Here is a 20750-nt window from a genome sequence, read left to right on the forward strand (position 1 = left end):
GAAATCTCAATGCCTTTCTATAAATTATAATCGGGTAATCTATTTTTTAATCAATCCTAATTCCACTAAACGCTCGTGTAAATAAGCGCCAGCAGTGATGTCTTCATATTTTTTCGGATTATTTTCATCAATACATTCTGATAAACAATTCAAATCCATATCACTTACAGGATGCATAAAAAATGGAATAGAATAACGCGAAGAACCCCATAATTCTCTAGGTGGATTTACCACTTGATGAATCGTCGATTTCAACTTATTATTAGTATGACGTGATAACATATCACCCACATTAATCATCAATTCGTCTGGTTGTGCCATTGCATCAATCCATTCGCCATCGTGATTTTGTACTTGTAAACCTTTTCCTTGAGCACCCATTAAAAGCGTAATCAAGTTGATATCACCGTGAGCCGCAGCTCTAACAGCACCATCTAGAGGTTCACTAGTAATTGGTGGATAATGAATTGGACGTAAAATACTGTTTCCGTCTTTGATGAATTTGTCAAAATAAAACTCATCTAAACCAATGTATAAAGCCAAAGCTCTTAATACATAAACGCCGGTTTTTTCTAACATTTGGTAAGCTTCTTTTCCTACCGAATTGAATTTTGCTAACTCTGATACTTCCACATTATCCGGATATTCACCAGCATAAGGAGAATCTTCGCTAACGTATTGTCCAAAATGCCAAAACTCTTTTAAATCACCAGCAGAACGACCTTTAGCATGTTCTTTACCAAAAGAAACATAACCTCTTTGACCGCCAATACCTGGGATTTCGTACTTAGATTTGGTTTCTAATGGAAGACTGAAGAAGTTTCGCACTTCTGAATACAATCCTTGTACAAGTTGATCATCTAAAAAGTGACCTTTCAATGCTACGAATCCAATATCTTCGTAGGCTTTTCCGATTTCATTTACAAACTTTTGTTTACGTGCCGGATCATCCGACAGGAAATCACGTAAGTCAACACTAGGAATTTGTTGCATACTTAAACTTTATTGTTAATAAACCAATAGGGCTATAACCCAAGTACCACAAATATAATTATTTTTATCACAAATCAGTTGCGTTATTAGCATTTTAAAATTGGCATAAAATCGGGTTTTCAAAAAAGATATAATATTTTATCACAAATGGTTTTCAAAATGTTATTTTTCTTACTTTTGAGAAAAATTTAATTGTTCCAGTATCATGAACTTTGAAAGAAAAGAATTATCGAATCCACAGTTATTAGATTTATATAAGAAAATCTTGAAACCGAGATTAATTGAAGAAAAAATGCTAATCCTGATTCGTCAGGGAAAAGTATCAAAATGGTTCTCAGGAATTGGCCAAGAAGCTATTTCAGTCGGAATTACTTCAGTTTTGGATAAAGACGAATATATTTTGCCAATGCACAGAAACTTAGGGGTTTTTACAACGAGAGATATTCCGTTGCACCGACTTTTTTCGCAATGGCAAGGAAAAGAAAATGGTTTTACAAAAGGTCGTGATCGAAGTTTTCACTTTGGTACGCAAGATTATAATATTATTGGTATGATTTCGCACCTTGGTCCACAAATGGGTGTTGCTGACGGAATTGCATTGGCCAATAAATTAAAGAGAAACGGAAAAGTAACCGCTGTTTTTACAGGAGAAGGTGCTACGTCTGAAGGTGATTTTCATGAAGCATTAAATATTGCTTCGGTATGGGAATTACCAGTTTTATTTGTAATTGAAAATAACGGTTATGGCTTGTCAACGCCAACAAACGAACAATATCGTTGTGAAAATTTAGCGGATAGAGGAATTGGATACGGAATGGAAAGCCACGTTGTGGACGGAAATAACTTATTAGAAGTCGTGCATTTAATTACCGAATTAAAAGCATCGATGGCCGAAAATCCACGTCCGGTATTACTAGAATTCAAAACGTTTAGAATGCGTGGGCACGAAGAAGCGAGTGGCACCAAATATGTACCGCAAGAATTAATGGATATGTGGGCTGTGAAAGATCCAGTGGAAAATTACAGACGCTATTTAAAAGAAACGATCGTTTTATCGGATGAAGAAGATGAATTGATTCGTGCTGAAATCAAAAAAGAAATCGATACCGATTGGGCAAAAGTACAAGAAGAACCAGCAATTGTGGCGACTTTAGAAGGAGAATTAGGCGATGTTTATGCTCCTTATGATTTTGAAAATTTCGAACCTTCAACTGAAACTGAAAATATTCGTTTTATTGACGCTATTTCTTCAAGTTTACGCGAATCAATGACACGACATGAAAATTTGGTCATTATGGGCCAAGACGTTGCAGAATATGGTGGTGCTTTTAAAATTACGGACGGATTTGTAGCACAGTTTGGAAAAGAACGCGTTAGAAATACACCAATTTGTGAAAGTGCAGTTGTTTCCGCAGCAAACGGTTTATCTATTAACGGATACAAAGCTATTGTAGAAATGCAATTTGCCGATTTCGTATCTTCAGGATTCAATCCGATTGTAAATTTATTGGCAAAACAACATTACAGATGGCAAGAAAAATCAGATGTAGTGGTTCGAATGCCTTGTGGTGGTGGCACGCAAGCCGGACCTTTCCATTCGCAAACAAATGAAGCTTGGTTTACGAAAACGCCAGGATTAAAAGTAGTTTATCCTGCTTTTCCTTACGATGCAAAAGGATTGTTGAATACCGCAATTAATGATCCAAATCCAGTATTGTTTTTCGAACATAAACAATTATATAGAAGTATTCACCAAGATGTACCAAAGGATTATTACACATTGCCTTTCGGAAAAGCTTCATTACTTAAAGAAGGTTCAGATGTTACGATTATCTCTTTTGGAGCAGGAGTGCATTGGGCTTTAGAAACATTGACTAATAATCCAGAAATTAGTGCCGATTTATTAGATTTAAGATCGTTACAACCTTTAGATACAGAAGCGATATTTAATTCGGTTAAAAAGACAAATCGTGTAATTATTTTGCAAGAAGATACTTTGTTTGGTGGAATTGCAAGTGATATTTCTTCGATGATTATGGAAAATTGCTTTGAATATTTAGACGCACCTGTTCGAAGAGTAGGAAGTTTAGAATCGGCAATTCCGTTTATGAAATCATTAGAAGATCAGTATTTACCTAAAGTTAGGTTTGAAACAGAATTAAAGGAATTATTAGCTTACTAATAGTACAAACATAAAGCGTGAAAAAGGGGTTTCTATTTTGGAAACTCCTTTTTTTGTGATTTTATTTTTCTGCACGGTAAGTTTAAAAAAATATTTAAAACTATTTTTCCAAAGAGTTTGCGTTATATTTGTTTTGTTTACAGACTTCTATTGGTAGTAGTAAACCCAAAATTAAAAATAATACTAGTAAATGAAAAAAAAAATAAAAGCTTTTGTTAAAGAGATTGTGACAATAATAGTCGGAATTCTAATTGCGTTGTGGATTAATAATTGGAATGAAAATAGAAAAGACAAAAAATACATTCACCATATTACTACTTCAATTAATAAAGAATTATCTGAAACTAGGGATGATATTATTAATAATATAGCAACACAAAAATCTCTTATTGATACGCTTGATTTTTATAAAAAAGAAGATAAAATTTCATTATTTGACATATTAAAGAAAGTAAACGGGATTAATATACCTTCAATCAAAATAAATTCTTGGAAAGCTATTTCTAATTCGAAAATTGAATTAATGGAATACGATAAAGTTTCTACAATGGCGAATATTGAGGAACAAAGGGAATTATTGAAAATGAAAAGTCAAAATTTAATGAATTTCATTTACCCAAATACTAATGAAACCGGAATTGATAAGAAGGAACTCTTAAAATTAATGATATTAGATATTATTAATACAGAATTAGCAATACAAAAACAAATTAATGGAATTACTACCGATAGTGCTAATTAACAATCCCTTCCTCAAAAAGAACTAGTATTCTAGCACTTAAAAAGCTTCTTTTAATGTGCTTACAATATGACAAGTTAGTGAAGAATGAGCATTTTAAAAAGCTGTGCAAATCCGTTTAATCTGCGTCATCTGCGTTCTAATTTTTTCGTAAAGTATGTAAAAATACATCTTAAAATCTTTCCAGAATAATAATATCGTGTGGTTCGAACGCGGATGACACGAATCGACTTCGTCAAACGCAGATTCTCGCTGATTTTTTTGTTTGCGGAAATTTTCGTGGGTTCCTTCCTTCGTCAGGATGACAAGTTTGTGGAGAAGGAGATTCTTAAAAAATCTGTGCAAATCTGCTTGATCCACGTCATCCGCGTTCCATTTTTTTCGCAAAGCTTGTAAGTTAATTGTGATTATGATTCATAATTCTATAAAACAATCACAATAACGCGATTAATAAAACTTTTTAATAAATAAAATCACAACTGTGTGATTAAAATAATTTTTTGAATAGAATAATCACACTAGTTGTTAATTGAAAATGGAACAAAGAATAAACGATATAGTATAAATAGAGTGGAATGTTTTAAAAATTTGAAATAACACTCCGAACTTATAAGGGGCTAAAAAAACTAATCAGTTATTTCCCGTTGATATAACTGACAGCTATTTTTTAAAATAGTTTTAATTCGATTTCGTAAACTTTCAGGTTTTAGCACTTCTAAACCAGCACCAAAACCTAACAACAAGCGTTCAAACTCAAAATTTTCCTTTAAGAATAGACTTATAATGATGCTACCATCTTCATTTTGTTGCTGTAGGCGTTGCGTATTGTGTAAAGGTTTTGTAATCGCATAAGGAGCATTCGTTTTATCAATCCAAAGTTGAATAACTTTCGGTTGCATTCCTTGATTTACCGTAACACCAACTACATATTTATAAAATGCTTCTACATCAAAATCTTGTTCTAAATACGTTTGCGTAAAATCATAATCTATTGAAATAATTCGATCTAACGCCAAGTTAGCGATTGGATGATGTGCTTTCCTTTTTCCAATTAAAAACCACCTGTTATTAAACTCTTTCAAAGCAAAGGCATGAAAGTGAAACGTATTGGACTCTAAAGCTTTAAAGGATTGGTATTCCAACTTCAAAACCACTTTCTTTATAATCGATTGATATATTTCATCTAAAAAATGCAATCCTTTTAAACTCTCGTTTTTATCCAAATGAATAACCGGTTTATTGTTTGATTTTTCGGAATATATCTTATCTTCTAAACGTTGTAAAATATCAGTGACATCATTAAACAAAGAGAAATCCTTGAATTGTTTCAACATGGAAACCGTTTCCATTAGTACGTTCATATCGGTTTCTGTCAGCGGAATATCTGTAATCGAAAAACCTTCAACCGCATACTGATAGTATTTTTTATCATAGACTTCAATGGGAGCATTATAACCTAATTTTTCACTACGCATCAACTGAATATCCAATTGAATTGTGCGCTTACTAACCTTATTTTCCTTGCCTTCATATTCGAACAAAGCATCCGAACAAGCTTCAATTAAATCCTCTAAAGTCCATTGACGGTAATTGTTTTGCAAACATTTGTCTATGGTTTTGTATCGAATTAGTGCGTTTTTGTTTTGGGCCATTTTTTTAGGTTCAAAGTTTAAAAGTTTATGAGTTTAAAAGGTATTGCGATTACCGTGTTTCGTTGAAATTATAGGTTATTAATTTCGTTTTGGATATTTGTTCTGGCTTGCGTTTCGTATTGATCTCTAAAAACTTTAGTTTGAAAAATGAAATCGTTTGCTAAGAAACGTTACAAGGCTTTTTTTCTTCCGGGTTTATAGAGTAAATCTGGATATATTTTATATTCTTTTCTTATTTGTTGGCAGTAGTTTTCATACGTATTCCAATCTGATGCTAATATTTTTAAATCGAAGTCTATTAACCAGTTAATATCATTTACCTCATTCTTTTGATGAAGATTCGTGGCACATATCATATCAGATACTAAACTCGAATTTAGTGTTGTGGTTTCCGGAAGAATTTTGATTGCAAAAGCAGCACTTTTTTCTTCATTGTCGTTTCGTGTCGCTTTATAAATAATATCGTGATAAAAGATGCTGTATAAAACTTCGTTCGGAAACTCTAATTCTTCTTTATACTGTTCAAAAGAGGAAACCATAGCTTCTATATGGCTCAAATTATGATATTGTCTTGATTTTGAAGAATATGCTTTTTCTAATTCTTCCCACTGTTTAGGAATACTACTAGGAGCAAAGCCTGTTTCAAGTAATAATTTGGTAAATAATTGTTCCAAATCCATTCTTTTTTTAGTAAAAATACAATTCTTTTTATACTACGCAAAATAATTGCGTACTCAAGTAAAATCTTTGCTTCATCAAATAATAAGTAGGTCGATGTCTCGAAGAACAGCATCAGACTTACCAAATAAAAAAACACTAAATTTATAGTTATGAATACACCAATCAACGGAAACGATTTAAAAGAGTTAGGATACGCCGAAGGAAGTTTAATTGGACTTGCTTTAAAATGCAATAGAAAACGCACTGGTTTTACCAAAGAACAAATGGTAGAAAAGTATAAAAACGTATTAGCCAATCCCGAAAGTTATTTAGAAGATGCATTGTTCGGTACTTTGGCCCAAGCCATAATTGATAAAGCCAATGAAAAACCAGAAGATTTTATTGCTTTAAATCAAAATCCACCTGCTTATGCATTATATGGTGAAAGTCATATTGAAGAAGGAGCGAGAAAGCAAATGGACGTGGCGATGCAGTTACCAGTTACAGTTGCCGGTGCTTTAATGCCCGACGCTCATCAAGGGTATGGTTTGCCAATTGGTGGTGTTTTAGCCACTAAAAATGCTATAATTCCTTTTGGAGTTGGTGTTGATATTGGTTGTCGAATGGCTTTGTCTATTTATGATATTCCAGAATTGTTTTATTATGAAAACGAAGATAAATTCAAGCGAGAATTGGTAGCCCATTCAAAATTTGGAGCCGGACACGGTTTTCAAGGTCAGTACAAATCAGATCATGCGGTTTTAGAACGAAAAGAATTTAACAACCATTCGTTTATTAAGAATTTGAAAGACAAAGCTTGGTCGCAATTGGGTTCTTCTGGTGGTGGAAATCACTTTGTGGAATTCGGAATCCTTGAATTTGCTCAAGAAGATAAAGTTTTAAATATTGCTAAAGGAAAATATGTAGCCTTATTGACGCATTCCGGTTCTAGAGGATTTGGAGCAACTGTAGCCGGACATTATACGAAAATGGCTAAAGAAGTGTGTAATTTACCAGAAATTGCCAAAAACTTAGCTTATTTAGATTTAGATAGCGAATTAGGGCAAGAATATTGGATTGCTATGAATTTAGCCGGAGATTATGCTGCTGCTTGTCATGAAGTGATTCACGATAAAATGGGAAAAGCATTAGGTGCAACGGTTTTAGCCAAAGTAGAAAACCACCATAATTTTGCCTGGAAAGAACAGCACAAGGGCGAAGACGTTATTGTGCATAGAAAAGGAGCGACACCAGCCGGAAAAGGAGTAATGGGAATTATACCAGGAAGTATGACCGCACCGGGATTTTTAGTGCGTGGAAAAGGAGAAACACAAGCCATAAACTCAGCATCACACGGAGCAGGCCGACAAATGAGCAGAACTTCGGCTATTAAAAACATCAGTAAAAACGAGATGAAAAGCATCTTAAAAGACCATAACGTAACCTTAATTGGTGCTGGTTTAGATGAAGCTCCCATGGCTTACAAAGATATTCATCAAGTGATGGCTGCTCAAACTGATTTGGTGGATGTTGTAGCGACATTTACACCCAAAATGGTACGAATGGCTGACGATGGAAGTAGGGAAGATTAACAATAAATAAACAATTAAAAATAAACCATAAAAACAGGTATTTATACCCTTTTTTGTGGTTCTTTTTTTCATTAGATTTGAAAAGAAAATTATGAAAGATAAAATAGTAGCAAAGCTAAAAGAAGTTGAACTTCAAAAAGGAGTAGAGATACTATATGCTGTAGAATCAGGAAGTAGAGCTTGGGGTTTTGCTTCTTCTGATAGCGATTATGACATACGCTTTATTTATAAACACGATATCGATTATTATTTATCGTTGTGGGAGCAAACCGACGTTATTGAATTCATGACAGAAGACGATTTAGACGGTTCGGGTTGGGATTTACGTAAAAGCATAAAATTGCTAGCGAAATCGAACGCATCTTTGTTGGAATGGATATTTTCTCCAGTAGTCTATTATGAAAATGAAGCGTTTATGAAGCAAATACGAACATTGGCTAAAGAATGTTTTTCGCCTATTGCTTGTTTGCATCATTACTTAGGAACGACTAAGAATTTTATGGACGTTTGCGAGCAAGAAGAAGTAAAGCTAAAAAGCTATTTCTATGCCTTGCGAACGGCTTTGGCAGGAAAATGGATTATAATAAGCCAAACCTTTCCACCAGTAGATTTTATGGAATTGTTGCCGATTGCACCGCAAAACATACAAGAAAAAGTGAAAGAATTAATGCTAATAAAAGCCAACCAAGACGAAAGCTATTTACACCCAAAAGAGAAATTGATTATGATTTTTTTGCAGGAAACGGTGGTTTTTAATCAGGAGAATGCGAGTGGTTTGGGGATTGGGAAGAAGGTTAGTGAGGAATTGGATGGGGTTTTTAGGGAGATAATAAAATTATAAATTACAGATTATGGCTATTGATTTTAGCGGTTTGATTACAATTAATAAAAAATGGGTTGATAATGAATTTAATCATCATTACACGGAAAAGGTAAATGATAAACTTAATATTAGATTATATTCTATAAAACCCTCAGGTACAACGATAAATTCTATTTCGTTAGCAAATACTTTGCTAGATATACTTCCATATTATTTTAAATCAAAATCTGAAATAGATAAACAAGTACAAAGAGAAATTTCTAAGACAATTAATGATTACACAAGTGCATCTGATATTGACCAAAAAGAAGAAATTGCTAAAATAGTACATGCTAGAACCTATAGAGAAGCAAAGAGTTTCTTTAAAAAAAAGAGTTCTGATTCCAAAAGCGGAAAATATGGCGAATTACTTTTGTTTGGACTTGTTGAAGCAGTTTTCGATTGTAAAATGATTGCTCATAAAATAACAAACCTTACTAATTATCATGATGAAGTTAAAGGAGGTGATGGAATTTTTATGGGAAATTATAAATTACCAAATGGAAATATTGAAGTTGCTTATCTAATTGGCGAATCAAAAGTTTGGAAAGATTATTCAGGAGCTAAAAAAGATGCTTTGGAATCTATAAATAGATTTTACGATTCAAAAATCCAAGCTGATTTTAAAACATTAGAATTTTTTATTGCTCAGAAAGATATTGAAAAAGTGGTTGGTAATCAAATAGATATTGATGAATTATACGATAGGCTTGATCAAAAATCCGAATTATTCAAAAGCCAAATAGCCGTTCATCCAATATTGATTATGTACGAAACAAAGAATTACAATAATTTGATGAAAAACGCACTAAATTGTACTGAATTAACTAATTTAATTGATATAAATATCAAATCAAAGTTGGACAAAACATTAGAAAAAATTGCTTTAAAAGTAAAAGAATTTCCTGAACTAGAAAAAGTATTTTTAGATTTTATTTTGATTCCAACAAATAGTGTAGCTGATTTTAATGATACAATGGACAATTTAATATGATAAAAAATAATAACTTATTAAGTTCACAAGCCTTTAACCACATAGTATTAAGTAAAGTAATTTATAATTATACTTTAAATTTATTACCTAATGTTTTTGATTCTATTAAATCAATAGAAATTGAAGAAAATGATTTAAAAAAATCTATTTGGATAGCATCCATTTTATGTAATAGTAATGATCAAAATCACAAAAGAAAGGCACAATTATTTGCTTCTTTACTTTATTTAAACAACAAGGATAATATTGAAATTCTTAAAACATGTTATATATTATTTTCTAGATTAGGTAATCTTACAGCAACTAAATTTTTAGAAAAGCTATATGTGAGAAAAGAAGATAATCCTGTAAAGTTAAAATCTAAATTTGATTTTGGAGAACTCTTGAGCCATGAGCTATTGTTCGAAAGAGAAAAAAAAATAATTTCATCATTTAATAACTCATTTTTAATAACTGACTTTCAAAAAGAGTTATGGCAGGGTTTAAATGATGTTTCAGAAATTGCAATTTCTGCTCCAACATCTTCTGGAAAATCATTTATAATAAAACAATATTTAATTAATGAGTTTACAATTAAGAAAAATTTTAAAGTTTTATATATAGTTCCATCTAGAGCTCTGATTAATCAAGTTAGTGAAGATTTTAAAACAGAATTAGATTTTGATGTACATATTAAAACCTCATTTGTTGAAGAAAATGAAATTTTCGAAAAAGAAATATATATACTAACGCCTGAAAGGTGTATTAAGCTATTGAATAGTAATATAAATATCCAATTTGTTTTTATCGATGAGATACAAGGAATAGAAGATGTTTATGGAAGGGGTTTAACTTTTGAATATGTATTTAATGAAATATCGTTAAAATTTCCTTTTGCTAAATTTGTGTCAGCTGGTCCGAATATAGACAATCCAGAAAAAACATTTAAAGACATTTTTGAAAGAGATTGTTCGACAGTTCAAACAAAATTATCTCCTGTATTTCAATTAAAAATAACATTAAAAAATAATAAAAAAAGTAGATTTGATATAGAATTTCAAACAGAGAAAGGTAAATATCAAAAATTTATTCAAGATTTTAAATATAATTTTAGCAAAGATTCAAATAAAGGAGATACAGTTGCTCAATTAGTAAACTACATTGCTCCAGATGATTTTAATATAGTTTTTGTACATAATGGATATTATGCACAGCAATGGGCTATAAAGTATGCAAACTTAAAAGTTGAAGATATTGCAATAGACAATGAAGTTAAGGAATTGATTGATTTTTTAAAAGAGGACATACATAAAAAGTATTATTTAATTGAATGTTTAAAGAAAAAAGTTGCGTATCATCACGGTAGTCTTCCGGATATTGTAAGAAAGGAAATTGAAGAACTGTACATTAATGAAAAAATATCGACTATTTTTTGCACTTCAACTTTATTAGAAGGAGTCAATCTGCCTGCTAATAATTTATTCACATTTGAGCCAAAAAAGAAAGATACACCTTTGACAAAATTTGAATTTGGAAATTTAATTGGTAGAGCTGGTAGGTTAAATTCTTCTTTATATGGTACAGTTTATTATATAGAGGAGTCTAAAGATAAATTGAAAGCAAGTGATTATTATGATGCTGAATATAATAAAGAAATTGAGGTTTTTTCATCAAATGCATTGAATGATTTAGATATTGGTGATTTAAATAAAGATATAAAACAAATCGATAAAGAAGACAAGTCAAAAACTTTTAAGGCTCAACAATTATCAATTTTTTTAAGACATAAATTTATTAAAGGTGAAGAGTATGCATTAAAATATTTAAGAAGTAAAAAGTTAACAGAAACTGAAATTGAATTATCTATGAGTTATCTTAGAAAAAATTTATCAGGTAGAAACATTCCTAAATCTATTTTAAAAAATAACCCTTCTATTGATCCTGTATTACAAAACATATTGTATGACAACGTACAAAAAAATGATATTCGAGAATGGGTAATCAATAAAAACAGTAATTTCAACGAATATCTAGGCTATAAAGAAATAAAAGATTTATCAATTTTTGAAAGACCTTTTTATTGGCAATTAGTAAATATTGTTGATAAATTAGATGATATTTTTAATATACTACAAGAAGGAAAGGACAAACATCATAGATGGGTATCCTCAAGATCAATGTGTGTTAATGCAAAAAAATGGTTGGCTAGTTATCCAATAGGTAGAATAATTGATGAGGATATTAAATATAAATCGGAGAAGGTTGATGTAAGGTATAGAATTGACCCTGAAAGTTTAAAAGATATAAATTCTGTAATAAATGAGACAATTAAATACAATTCCTCTATTACAACTCATTTATTACCTAAATATTTAAAAGTGTTAACTGATATTCTTGAAGACATTTTAACAGAAGAACAAAAAGAAGAATATAGATTAACGCTGAGTTTGCCTACAATGTTAGAATTAGGTACTCAAGAACCTGTTGTCATTCAATTAATTTCATCAGGGATTACAAGAAGTGTCGCAATTCAAATATTTGATGTCTATAAAAAAAGTACCTCGAAAGATTTTAGAGAAAAAAATGATGTTTTAATATGGCTATCAAATCAGAATGAATTAAAAGGATTAAAACCTATTTATAATAGATACTTAAGAAGGATTAAAGTTTTAAAAACAACTATTTGATCTTATGACCATCCAAACCCTAAAATCCCAAAACCTTATACTATTCGAAGTAATTTCGGGAAGTAAGTCGTTTGGTTTAAACACACCAACATCGGATACCGATATTAAAGGAGTTTATTATTTACCCAGAGAACAATTTTATGGGTTAAATTATATTCCACAAATTAGTAATGAAACCAATGATGAAGTCTATTATGAAATAGGTCGGTTTGTGGAGTTGCTTTTAAAGAATAATCCTAATATAATTGAAATTCTCGCTACACCAGAAGATTGTATTTTGTACAAACATCCTTTAATGGAGCAATTGCAGTTGGAAGATTTTATTTCTAAATTATGCAAAGACAGTTTTGCAGGTTATGCCATGACGCAAATTAGAAAAGCGAGAGGTTTAAAAAAGAAAATCGTAAATCCAATGGCAAAAGAACGTAAAAGTTTATTGGATTTTTGTAGTATTCTGCAAGGTTATGACTCGGTTTCTTTAATGCAATGGTTAAAAGCAAATAAAATAGAGCAGGAGCAATGTGGTTTAATAAAAGTGCCCAATGCTAAAGGAATTTATGCCTTGTTTTATGATGATTCCAACACATTAGGTTACAAAGGAATCGTCAAAAGTGACTTGTCTAATGAAGTTTCTTTGTCTTCTATCCCAAAAGGAGAAAAGGAACTGGGCTATTTGTCTTGCAATATTGAAGGATCTTCCAAATACTGCAAAGAATACGCAGAATATTGGGATTGGATTGAAAAACGCAACGAAGAACGCTATAAAACCAATCAGGAACACGGTAAAAATTACGATTCTAAAAACATGATGCATACGATTCGTTTGTTGCAATCGGCAGAACAAATTTTAGCTATCGGAACTTTAAACATAAAAGTTACCAATCGTGAAGAACTGTTGGACATCAAAGCAGGTGTTATGGAATATGATGATTTATTGCAAAAAGCTGATGACTTGATAGAAAGAATTGAAGCTCTTTATCAAACCTCAATATTGCCGGAAACACCAAATGAAGAGAAAGCTATAGCTACTTTAATCGCAATTCGAGAAAATATTTATCGATAATTTTTAAAAATCTGTGTAAATCCGCTTAAGCCGCGTCATCTGCGTTCCAATTTTTTGCAAAGTTTGTTGAGAAAATAGATTTTTATATCAGAATGAATGTTTTATGTGATTCGAACGCGGATGACACGAATCGACTTCGTCAAACGCTGATTTTCGCTGATTTCTTTTGTTTGCGGAAATTCTTGTGGGATCCTTCCTTCGTCAGGATGACAAGTTTGTGTTTATGGAGCGTCTTAAAAAAAATCTGTGCAAATCCGCTTAATCCGCGTCATCCGCGTTCCATTTTTTTCGCAAAGTTTGTAAAGAAAATGATTTTTAGATCGTAATGAAAATGTTGTGTGGTTCGAACGCGGATGACACAAATCGACTACGTCAAACGCAGATTTTCGCTGATTTTTTTGTTTGCGGAAATTTTTGTGGGATCCTTACTTCTTTAGGATGACAAGTTTGTGGAGAAAAAGCATCATAAAAAATCTGTGCAAATCCGCTGTATCCGCGTCATCCGCGTTCCATTTTTTCGTAAAGTTTGTTGAGAAAATAGATTTTTATACAGGAATGAAGGTTTTGTGTGATTCGAACGCGGACGACACGAATCGACTTCGTCCAACGCTGATTTTCGGTGGTTTCTTTTGTTTGTGGAAATTTTTGTGAGTTCCTTCGTTTGTCAATAGTCCAAACGCCCTTTATAAAAGGGCGTTTTTCTTGTTTAAAATATTTTTTAAAAGGCAGATTAACAGGTGTTTTGTGAAAAAATATAAAATTAAAATTCACTACGTAAAATAGTTGCGTAGTTGGTTTTGAATATTTGTAAAGCGAAAGCAACTAAGTTCTTTGAAGGATAAAAAATTATAAAGCCTCCTGTTGTTGTAAAGACAATTTGGAGGAAAAAATATCAAGCAAGTCTTGTTGGGTGTTTCTGTATAGCACTATTGTAGTATTCGTTTCGCAATTGCGTATGATGTTTTACTATTCAACTTGATTTGAAGGTTTTGGTAGTTTTCCAAAAATCACCAATCTATTTGTCGTGGGTTCGAGTCCCACTTCTGACTTTGTCAGAATAGCTCAGTCTGGTTAGAGTAATAGAATCGTAGGTTCGAATCCTACACACGTTTAGTAAATGTGTTTGACAGTGGTTGTCACCAACAGACTAATAATCTGTTTCACAGAGTGGCGCTCGCTCTTTAAATTGAACGTACCATGGAAAAAGACTATTTGTCTTGATCGGCAATACAAATTACGCAGGTTTCTCGTATTGCACTGCCGACACGACCTGAAAATTGGCTCTGTTTTTTAAACCGTTAATTGCCTTTAGGGTTTGCTTGTTTTAAACTTAGGTTTTGTACAAAAAATAATCACAAACGTTTTCATCGCTTTCTTAAACAGTCATTTTTCCGTCCTTGGAGGAGGATTGAGACAAGTAGGCTTTTTTATTAAAAAAGAAATAATAAGTAACGCTGAATAATGCAGCTATAATAACTAGAACTAATGATTAAAAGAATTACAATTAAAGCATATCAAGTAGGTTTGGTATTTGAAAACAGAAAATTAGTAACTGTTTTAGAAGAAGGAAAATTTTGGATTTTAGGGAACAAAGAAGTAATGATTTATGAAATGAAATCTTCTTTTGTAGCACCAATAGAAATAAGTATATTGATGCAAAACGAAAAGTTAGCAGCCATGTTAGAAGTTGTTGAAATTGCGGATAATGAAATTGCATTATACTATGTAAACGGCATTTTTAAAGAGGTTTTAACAACAGGAAGATTTGCTTTTTGGAAAGGTTATTTGGAAAATAAATTCATTAAAGCAAATACAAGTAAAGTTGAGATTACAGAAGAAATTTCAGTAAATATGTTGGAAAACCAAAAGGTTAGAGCTTACATCAGAAAATTCAACGTGGCGAATTTTGAAAAAGGTTTGTTATTTGTAAACGGTGTTTTCGTAAAAGAATTACAAGCGGGTACTTTCTACTTTTGGAATAATACTATTGCTGTGGAAGTTAAAAATGCCGATACCAGAAAGCAACAAATGGAAATTTCAGGTCAAGAATTATTGACTAAAGATAAAGCAGCGTTGCGAATTAACTTTTTTGCCAGTTATAGTGTTGTTGATGTTACGAAAGCTTTAATAAACAATAAGGATTTTGAAAAACAATTGTATGTAACCATGCAATTGGCTTTAAGAGCTTTTGTGAGTACCTTTACTTTGGACGAGTTATTGTCTAAAAAAGATACTATTGCCGAAGTAATTTTGGAAGAAACTAAAAATAAAATGGTTGATTTAGGTTTGGAAGTATTTGCGGTAGGTATTAGAGATATTATCTTGCCAGGAGATATGAAAGAAATCATGAATCAGGTTTTAGTTGCCGAGAAAAAGGCTCAAGCTAATAGCATTATGAGAAGAGAGGAAACAGCTGCGACCAGAAGTTTATTAAATACGGCCAAATTGATGGAAGAAAACGAAATGTTATGGAAATTGAAAGAGATGGAATATGTTGAAAAAATTGCGGATAAAATTGGTGAAATAACCATATCTGGAGGTGGGAATGTTATTAGTCAATTGAAGGAAATCTTTGTTAAGTAAGAAGAACCTCGGAATTTATTTTTCGAGGTTTTTTATTAAGTATTTTAATGATGCTTCTCTGAGTATTATTTGAATCGAAGATTAAGTAAGGCTTTAAAAAAAGGATCTCAATGTTTAGTCTTTCAAGTGTTTATAAAATTTCATTTACTTTAAGTTATAGAAACAAATTTTTCTAATTTAATTCTTTCATAAGCTCCGCAAATAATTCATACGACCGAATTCTTTCGTTTGCATCATAAATGTGCGTCACTGCGATAAGTTCGTCTGCGTTTGTTTCGGCTAGAAATTTCTTTACTTGATCTTTTACTGTGGCTTTACTTCCTATAAATGAATATTTCAACATTTGGTATACTTGTGGATGTTGCATAACTTCCTTTAAATCATCGGTCAGTGCTGTTGGAGGTTGTACATAATCTCGTTTTCCTGTTAGTATTCCAACAATCATACGAATTAGCGAAGTTGATAAACGCTGCGCTTCTTCATCAGTATCAGCGACTATAATATTAACACCCGCTAAAACATAAGGTTTTTCTAAGTCTTTTGAAGGTTGAAATTCATTGTGATAAATAGCCAATGCTTCCATTAAATGTGTGGTGGCAAAATGACTTGCGAAAGCATAAGGCAATCCTTTTTTGGCTGCTAAATGAGCACTATCTGTACTTGAACCTAAAATATAAAGCGGCACTTCGACACCTTCTGCAACTGTGGCACGAACTTTAGCAGTGGAATTATCCGCAGAAAAATATTTTTGAATTTTATCGATTTCATTTGGAAACGAATGTGCGGCTTCCATAAAATCAGACCGAATAGCTTTTGCTGTTTCTCCGTCTGTTCCTGGAGCTCTGCCCAATCCAAGGTCAATACGGTTAGGATACAACGAACCTAAAGTCCCAAATTGTTCTGCTACTAGCAATGGCGAGTGATTTGGCAACATAATTCCACCCGAACCAATACGAAGTGTTGTCGTGCCTTCAGCAATATATCCAATTAATATAGAAGTGGCGCTGCTGGCAATGTTAGGTGCATTATGATGTTCTGCAAGCCAATAACGCGTATAACCATATTTTTCTGCATGTTGTGCTAATTTTAAGGCATCATTATAGGTTTGTTTTAACGAATTTCCTTCAGAAACTAGAGCAAGATCTAAAATGGAATAGGAGGTATGCGAATTTTTCATTGATTTTCAAACTTAAGGTTTTGACTTTTTTTCTAAAAGTAGCAGAATGCTCTCGTGTATTATTTTAAAACTATAAAAACTAAAACCACTTATTTTAATTAGTACACTTTACAGTACTAAAAAGATTGTTTTATAAAACTTTTAGCGTTCTGAATTTTCAATTTTGAAGTAGTCGCAAAGGTAACTCAATTGAATGAGTAGTGCCAAATTGAGGTTCTTAATTCTTTAATAAACTATTGTTAAACTAATGTTAGTTTTTCACAATTAAATTGTGCGCAATTTAATTTATTTTTACATTTGTACGATCAAATTGAAAATATGAAAGATCCATTACATCTTAGTGAGCAAGTTTGTTTTCCTGTTTATTCCTTTGCCAAAGAGATAATCAATAGGTATCGCCCTTTTTTAGAGGAATTAGAACTTACTTATCCTCAATATTTAGTAATGATGGTTTTGTGGGAATTCGAGCAACTAACTGTGAATCAAATCGGGGAAAAATTACAATTGGATAGCGGTACATTAACTCCATTACTAAAAAGAATGGAACTGAAGGGTTTTGTTATCCGAGTACGAAGCTCAGTTGATGAACGAATAGTAAATATTTCATTAACCGAAAAAGGTAAAGCTTTAAAAGTTAGGGCAGCTTGCATTCCGACTAAAATGATGGAAGCTATGGATATTTCTCTGGAAGATTTGATGGTATTAAAAAACATAATTGCTAAAATATCAAAAAAATAGATTTTTTCTATAATTCATAAAATATAGAAGTTGCAGTTAGAAAGGAATTGGTTAAATGTGAAAATGGATTTTTATATTAAAAGAAATACTTTCAGAATTTTCATTGTTTCAAAAGAATAAATAAATTACATAACACCTAAATAAAAATGGCTTTAATAGAAGATTTAAACTGGAGACACGCTGTAAAAGCATACGATCCAAGTAAAAAAGTTAGTAAAGAAAATATTGATAAAATAATCGAGGCGGCGCGTTTAGCACCAACTTCATCGGGATTGCAACCTTTTAATGTCCTTGTTGTTGAAAATCAAGAATTAAAAGAAAAACTAGTAAAAGGAGCATTAAATCCTGAATGTATGCGCGATTGTTCTCACGTACTAATTTTTGCAGGTTGGGATCGTTACACAGAAGAACGAATTGACAAAGTTTATAATTACACTACCGATGAACGTGAATTAGAACGCGGACGTTTTGGAAGTTATACGGATATGCTGAAGAAAATTTATTTGGCGCAACCCGCTGCAGAAAACTTCGCACACATTGCTAGACAAACTTACATTGCTCTTGGATTAGCATTAGGACAAGCGGCAGAATTAAGAATTGACAGCACGCCCGTTGAAGGATTCGACAATAGTGTTGTTGATAAAATTTTGGAATTAGATAAACTGGGCTTAAAAAGTGTGTCATTAATGTATGTTGGCTATGCAGATACACCAAAAGACTGGATTGCTCCTATGAAAAAAGTGAGAACTCCTAAAGAAGAATTTGTTATTGAGTTTAAATAATCTTTAAATAGAATACCGATTATTTTTCTGTATTTCACAAATAAAAACCTGAATCAAAACTTAGTTTTAATTCAGGTTTTTTTATATTTTATAAATTAATTCGTGAAAGAAATAGTTGTTCAATTTGTAAATTTCATTACTCATACAATCCCAAACGCTTTCTTAAATAATTAATTTCCGACAGTAATTGATTTTCTTTTTCTTGAAGATCTAAAATTATTTCAATACCTTCTTTATTGATATTTAAATCGTTGTGTAGTCGAAGTATTTTTTCAATAAATACTAATTGATTTTTATCTAAATAGTTCTTTTCTTGATGTTTAACAATTTGAATCAAACCAAATTCTTCTAAATCATGGATAAAGTTAATTTCGATTTGGTATTCTTTACAAAATACGTCTATTATAATTAATTCTTGATTTTCCATAGTATTAGTTTTTGGTAGATTTTTCTAATTCAGTGAACAGTTCTTTTTCCTTTTCGGAAAGATTAGTTGGAATAACAATATTATAAGTCACATATAAATCACCAAAAGCATCCTCTTTTTTATAAATTGGAAATCCTTTTCCTTTCAAACGTACTTTTGTTCCATTTTGAGTCCCTGCAGCTACTTTTAGTTTTAATTTAGAGTGATTGAAATCGGAAAGAGTAATTTCTCCACCTAAAACAGCAGTATATAAATCCAAATCTTGCGTAAAAAACAAATCATTTACGACCCGTTTAAAAGCAGTAGTATTTAAAATTGAAAATGTAATATATAAATCGCCACTTGGCCCATTGTTCATTCCAGGCGAACCATAACCGCCAATTTTAATGGTTTGTTGATCTTCAATCCCAGCAGGAACCGTAATTCTAATATTTTTTCCGCTTACCGTAAATTCCTTTTTATGGGTTGTATAAGCCTCTTTAATATCAATTTGTACTTGCGCTTGAATATCTTGTCCACGGTATTTTGGCTGGCTTCTTTGTCCACCACCAGATTGATTTCCAAACATAGATGAAAAATAGTCTGAAAAATCTTCTCCACCAAAACCACCGCCACCATAAGATTGTTGTTGACCAGCGTTAGAATAGTGCTGTTGTTGTTTGTATTTTTCGTATTCTTCACCGTTTTCCCAATCTTTTCCATACTTATCGTACTTCTTTCTTTTTTCAGGATTGCCTAATACTTCGTTAGCTTCATTCAATTGTTGAAACTTAGTATTGGCATCTTTATCATTCGGGTTGATGTCGGGATGTAATTTTCTAGCTAATTTTCGATAAGCTTTTTTAATTTCATCTGCAGTTGCAGTTTTAGATAGGCCTAGGACTTTGTAGTAATCAATAAATTCCATAGAATATGTAAATTAAGCTGTTTAAATAGCTTAGTAAATTTACAAATTTCTATGGAATTTATCCTTTAAAATGTATTAAAATATAGCTTGATTAAGCAAGAAAATTAATACATAATATAAATCTTAAGGAGTTAAGATTAAAATTTTCCAAGTAACCAATAGATGATTACAAAAATTATTATCGTTGTAAGACAACCTCCACCTAGTTTTTTTGCGGTAAATCCGGCAATTATTGTTTTAAAGAATCCGTTCATGATAGTTAGTTTTAGTAATTAGTTTAGCAAATTTAAGACACAATATCATTTGTCATATTACACAATTTTCTAAAATTTTTATATAAATTAAATATCTTGTTTTATTTCGTAATTACGATAATTAACTTCTGTTCGAACCTATAACGAATCTATTTTTTCAGCAAGCTGGTGATCTAAACTAGTAATTTCGTTTTTATCGTGTGTAAATAAAGTAATTTCTAATTGAAACGCTTTATGTATTTTACAGTCGGGGTGATGATTCATTTCATCTGCATAAGTGGCTACTTTTAAAAGAAACTGTGCCAATTCAGTTTGGGATTCAAACTTAAAGTTTTTTACCAATTTTCCATCAATTACGTTCCATTCCATAGTTATAATATTTACTGTTTAATAATTTACCTTCAGCTGCTTTAGCTTGAAGTCCTAATTTTTTTCATCATTTCATAAGTTTTGCAAACTGTTGCAGATGCTATTGTAAT

The 20750-nt window shown here is 31.6% G+C and carries 17 protein-coding genes; 10 read left to right on the forward strand and 7 right to left on the reverse strand.

All coding sequences use genetic code 11. From position 1 onward, the window contains the following. Positions 1-39: 39 nt before the first annotated feature. Positions 40-993, reverse strand: coding sequence for an isopenicillin N synthase family dioxygenase (locus tag ACFSX9_RS03420; RefSeq protein ID WP_379804415.1), 954 nt, complete (start codon positions 991-993; stop codon positions 40-42). Positions 994-1198: 205 nt separating this feature from the next. Between ACFSX9_RS03420 and ACFSX9_RS03425 the strand changes: the two genes are divergently transcribed. Both ACFSX9_RS03425 and ACFSX9_RS03430 read left to right on the forward strand, forming a co-directional pair. Continuing rightward, positions 1199-3175 carry an alpha-ketoacid dehydrogenase subunit alpha/beta gene (locus ACFSX9_RS03425; RefSeq protein ID WP_379804418.1) on the forward strand — a complete coding sequence of 659 codons (1977 nt, stop codon included), beginning with the start codon at positions 1199-1201 and terminating at the stop codon, positions 3173-3175. A gap of 190 nt (positions 3176-3365) precedes the next feature. Then, complete coding sequence (locus tag ACFSX9_RS03430; RefSeq protein WP_379804420.1) at positions 3366-3917, forward strand: hypothetical protein; 552 nt, start codon at positions 3366-3368, stop codon at positions 3915-3917. 623 nt (positions 3918-4540) lie between these two features. On the opposite strand, the gene ACFSX9_RS03435 is transcribed toward ACFSX9_RS03430, so the two are convergent. Together ACFSX9_RS03435 and ACFSX9_RS03440 are read right to left on the reverse strand one after the other, a co-directional pair. Continuing rightward, positions 4541-5566 carry a helix-turn-helix transcriptional regulator gene (locus tag ACFSX9_RS03435; RefSeq protein ID WP_379804423.1) on the reverse strand — a complete coding sequence of 342 codons (1026 nt, stop codon included), beginning with the start codon at positions 5564-5566 and terminating at the stop codon, positions 4541-4543. Positions 5567-5736: 170 nt separating this feature from the next. Then, positions 5737-6240, reverse strand: coding sequence for an HD domain-containing protein (locus ACFSX9_RS03440; RefSeq protein WP_379804426.1), 504 nt, complete (start codon positions 6238-6240; stop codon positions 5737-5739). Between the two features lie 156 nt (positions 6241-6396). Here ACFSX9_RS03440 and ACFSX9_RS03445 point away from each other — a divergent pair, with 156 nt between their 5' ends. From ACFSX9_RS03445 to ACFSX9_RS03470, 6 genes are all read left to right on the forward strand, one after another. Next, positions 6397-7818 carry an RtcB family protein gene (locus tag ACFSX9_RS03445; protein WP_379804429.1) on the forward strand — a complete coding sequence of 474 codons (1422 nt, stop codon included), beginning with the start codon at positions 6397-6399 and terminating at the stop codon, positions 7816-7818. 91 nt (positions 7819-7909) lie between these two features. Beyond that, positions 7910-8659, forward strand: coding sequence for a nucleotidyltransferase domain-containing protein (locus tag ACFSX9_RS03450; RefSeq protein ID WP_379804432.1), 750 nt, complete (start codon positions 7910-7912; stop codon positions 8657-8659). A gap of 10 nt (positions 8660-8669) precedes the next feature. After that, positions 8670-9674 carry a Hachiman antiphage defense system protein HamA gene (locus ACFSX9_RS03455; RefSeq protein WP_379804435.1) on the forward strand — a complete coding sequence of 335 codons (1005 nt, stop codon included), beginning with the start codon at positions 8670-8672 and terminating at the stop codon, positions 9672-9674. Beyond that, complete coding sequence (locus ACFSX9_RS03460; protein ID WP_379804438.1) at positions 9671-12340, forward strand: DEAD/DEAH box helicase; 2670 nt, start codon at positions 9671-9673, stop codon at positions 12338-12340. The genes ACFSX9_RS03455 and ACFSX9_RS03460 overlap by 4 nt, the downstream gene beginning before the upstream one ends. A 4-nt stretch (positions 12341-12344) precedes the next feature. Then, positions 12345-13403, forward strand: a complete 1059-nt coding sequence (locus tag ACFSX9_RS03465; RefSeq protein WP_379804441.1) for a DNA polymerase beta superfamily protein — start codon at positions 12345-12347, stop codon at positions 13401-13403. 1485 nt (positions 13404-14888) lie between these two features. Further along, on the forward strand, positions 14889-15986 hold the full coding sequence (locus ACFSX9_RS03470; RefSeq protein WP_379804445.1) for a slipin family protein: 1098 nt from the start codon (positions 14889-14891) through the stop codon (positions 15984-15986). Between the two features lie 172 nt (positions 15987-16158). On the opposite strand, the gene ACFSX9_RS03475 is transcribed toward ACFSX9_RS03470, so the two are convergent. Continuing rightward, positions 16159-17163 carry an LLM class flavin-dependent oxidoreductase gene (locus ACFSX9_RS03475; RefSeq protein ID WP_379804447.1) on the reverse strand — a complete coding sequence of 335 codons (1005 nt, stop codon included), beginning with the start codon at positions 17161-17163 and terminating at the stop codon, positions 16159-16161. Positions 17164-17481: 318 nt separating this feature from the next. Between ACFSX9_RS03475 and ACFSX9_RS03480 the strand changes: the two genes are divergently transcribed. Both ACFSX9_RS03480 and ACFSX9_RS03485 read left to right on the forward strand, forming a co-directional pair. After that, positions 17482-17901: a MarR family winged helix-turn-helix transcriptional regulator gene (locus tag ACFSX9_RS03480; RefSeq protein ID WP_379804450.1), complete on the forward strand. Its 420-nt coding sequence runs from the start codon at positions 17482-17484 to the stop codon at positions 17899-17901. A gap of 146 nt (positions 17902-18047) precedes the next feature. Further along, complete coding sequence (locus ACFSX9_RS03485) at positions 18048-18683, forward strand: NAD(P)H-dependent oxidoreductase (RefSeq protein WP_379804453.1); 636 nt, start codon at positions 18048-18050, stop codon at positions 18681-18683. Positions 18684-18819: 136 nt separating this feature from the next. On the opposite strand, the gene ACFSX9_RS03490 is transcribed toward ACFSX9_RS03485, so the two are convergent. The 3 genes from ACFSX9_RS03490 to ACFSX9_RS03500 form a co-directional block, all read right to left on the reverse strand. Next, positions 18820-19110: a chaperone modulator CbpM gene (locus ACFSX9_RS03490; protein ID WP_379804456.1), complete on the reverse strand. Its 291-nt coding sequence runs from the start codon at positions 19108-19110 to the stop codon at positions 18820-18822. A 4-nt stretch (positions 19111-19114) separates the two neighbouring features. Next, complete coding sequence (locus ACFSX9_RS03495) at positions 19115-20017, reverse strand: DnaJ C-terminal domain-containing protein (RefSeq protein ID WP_379804458.1); 903 nt, start codon at positions 20015-20017, stop codon at positions 19115-19117. Positions 20018-20409: 392 nt separating this feature from the next. Further along, positions 20410-20640 (reverse strand): 4a-hydroxytetrahydrobiopterin dehydratase, encoded by a 231-nt coding sequence (locus tag ACFSX9_RS03500; protein WP_379804461.1) that lies wholly within the window; start codon positions 20638-20640, stop codon positions 20410-20412. Positions 20641-20750 lie beyond the last annotated feature (110 nt).

It is taken from the genome of Flavobacterium ardleyense (assembly GCF_042686085.1).
GTDB lineage: Bacteria > Bacteroidota > Bacteroidia > Flavobacteriales > Flavobacteriaceae > Flavobacterium > Flavobacterium ardleyense.

Bases quoted from the DNA above. Each gene is read 5' to 3' on its own strand.
- ACFSX9_RS03420 (WP_379804415.1), bottom strand. From the start codon at position 993: ATGCAACAAATTCCTAGTGTTGACTTACGTGATTTCCTGTCGGATGAT.
- ACFSX9_RS03425 (WP_379804418.1), top strand. From the start codon at position 1,199: ATGAACTTTGAAAGAAAAGAATTATCGAATCCACAGTTATTAGATTTA.
- ACFSX9_RS03430 (WP_379804420.1), top strand. From the start codon at position 3,366: ATGAAAAAAAAAATAAAAGCTTTTGTTAAAGAGATTGTGACAATAATA.
- ACFSX9_RS03435 (WP_379804423.1), bottom strand. From the start codon at position 5,566: ATGGCCCAAAACAAAAACGCACTAATTCGATACAAAACCATAGACAAA.
- ACFSX9_RS03445 (WP_379804429.1), top strand. From the start codon at position 6,397: ATGAATACACCAATCAACGGAAACGATTTAAAAGAGTTAGGATACGCC.
- ACFSX9_RS03450 (WP_379804432.1), top strand. From the start codon at position 7,910: ATGAAAGATAAAATAGTAGCAAAGCTAAAAGAAGTTGAACTTCAAAAA.
- ACFSX9_RS03455 (WP_379804435.1), top strand. From the start codon at position 8,670: ATGGCTATTGATTTTAGCGGTTTGATTACAATTAATAAAAAATGGGTT.
- ACFSX9_RS03460 (WP_379804438.1), top strand. From the start codon at position 9,671: ATGATAAAAAATAATAACTTATTAAGTTCACAAGCCTTTAACCACATA.
- ACFSX9_RS03465 (WP_379804441.1), top strand. From the start codon at position 12,345: ATGACCATCCAAACCCTAAAATCCCAAAACCTTATACTATTCGAAGTA.
- ACFSX9_RS03470 (WP_379804445.1), top strand. From the start codon at position 14,889: ATGATTAAAAGAATTACAATTAAAGCATATCAAGTAGGTTTGGTATTT.
- ACFSX9_RS03475 (WP_379804447.1), bottom strand. From the start codon at position 17,163: ATGAAAAATTCGCATACCTCCTATTCCATTTTAGATCTTGCTCTAGTT.
- ACFSX9_RS03480 (WP_379804450.1), top strand. From the start codon at position 17,482: ATGAAAGATCCATTACATCTTAGTGAGCAAGTTTGTTTTCCTGTTTAT.
- ACFSX9_RS03485 (WP_379804453.1), top strand. From the start codon at position 18,048: ATGGCTTTAATAGAAGATTTAAACTGGAGACACGCTGTAAAAGCATAC.
- ACFSX9_RS03490 (WP_379804456.1), bottom strand. From the start codon at position 19,110: ATGGAAAATCAAGAATTAATTATAATAGACGTATTTTGTAAAGAATAC.
- ACFSX9_RS03495 (WP_379804458.1), bottom strand. From the start codon at position 20,017: ATGGAATTTATTGATTACTACAAAGTCCTAGGCCTATCTAAAACTGCA.
- ACFSX9_RS03500 (WP_379804461.1), bottom strand. From the start codon at position 20,640: ATGGAATGGAACGTAATTGATGGAAAATTGGTAAAAAACTTTAAGTTT.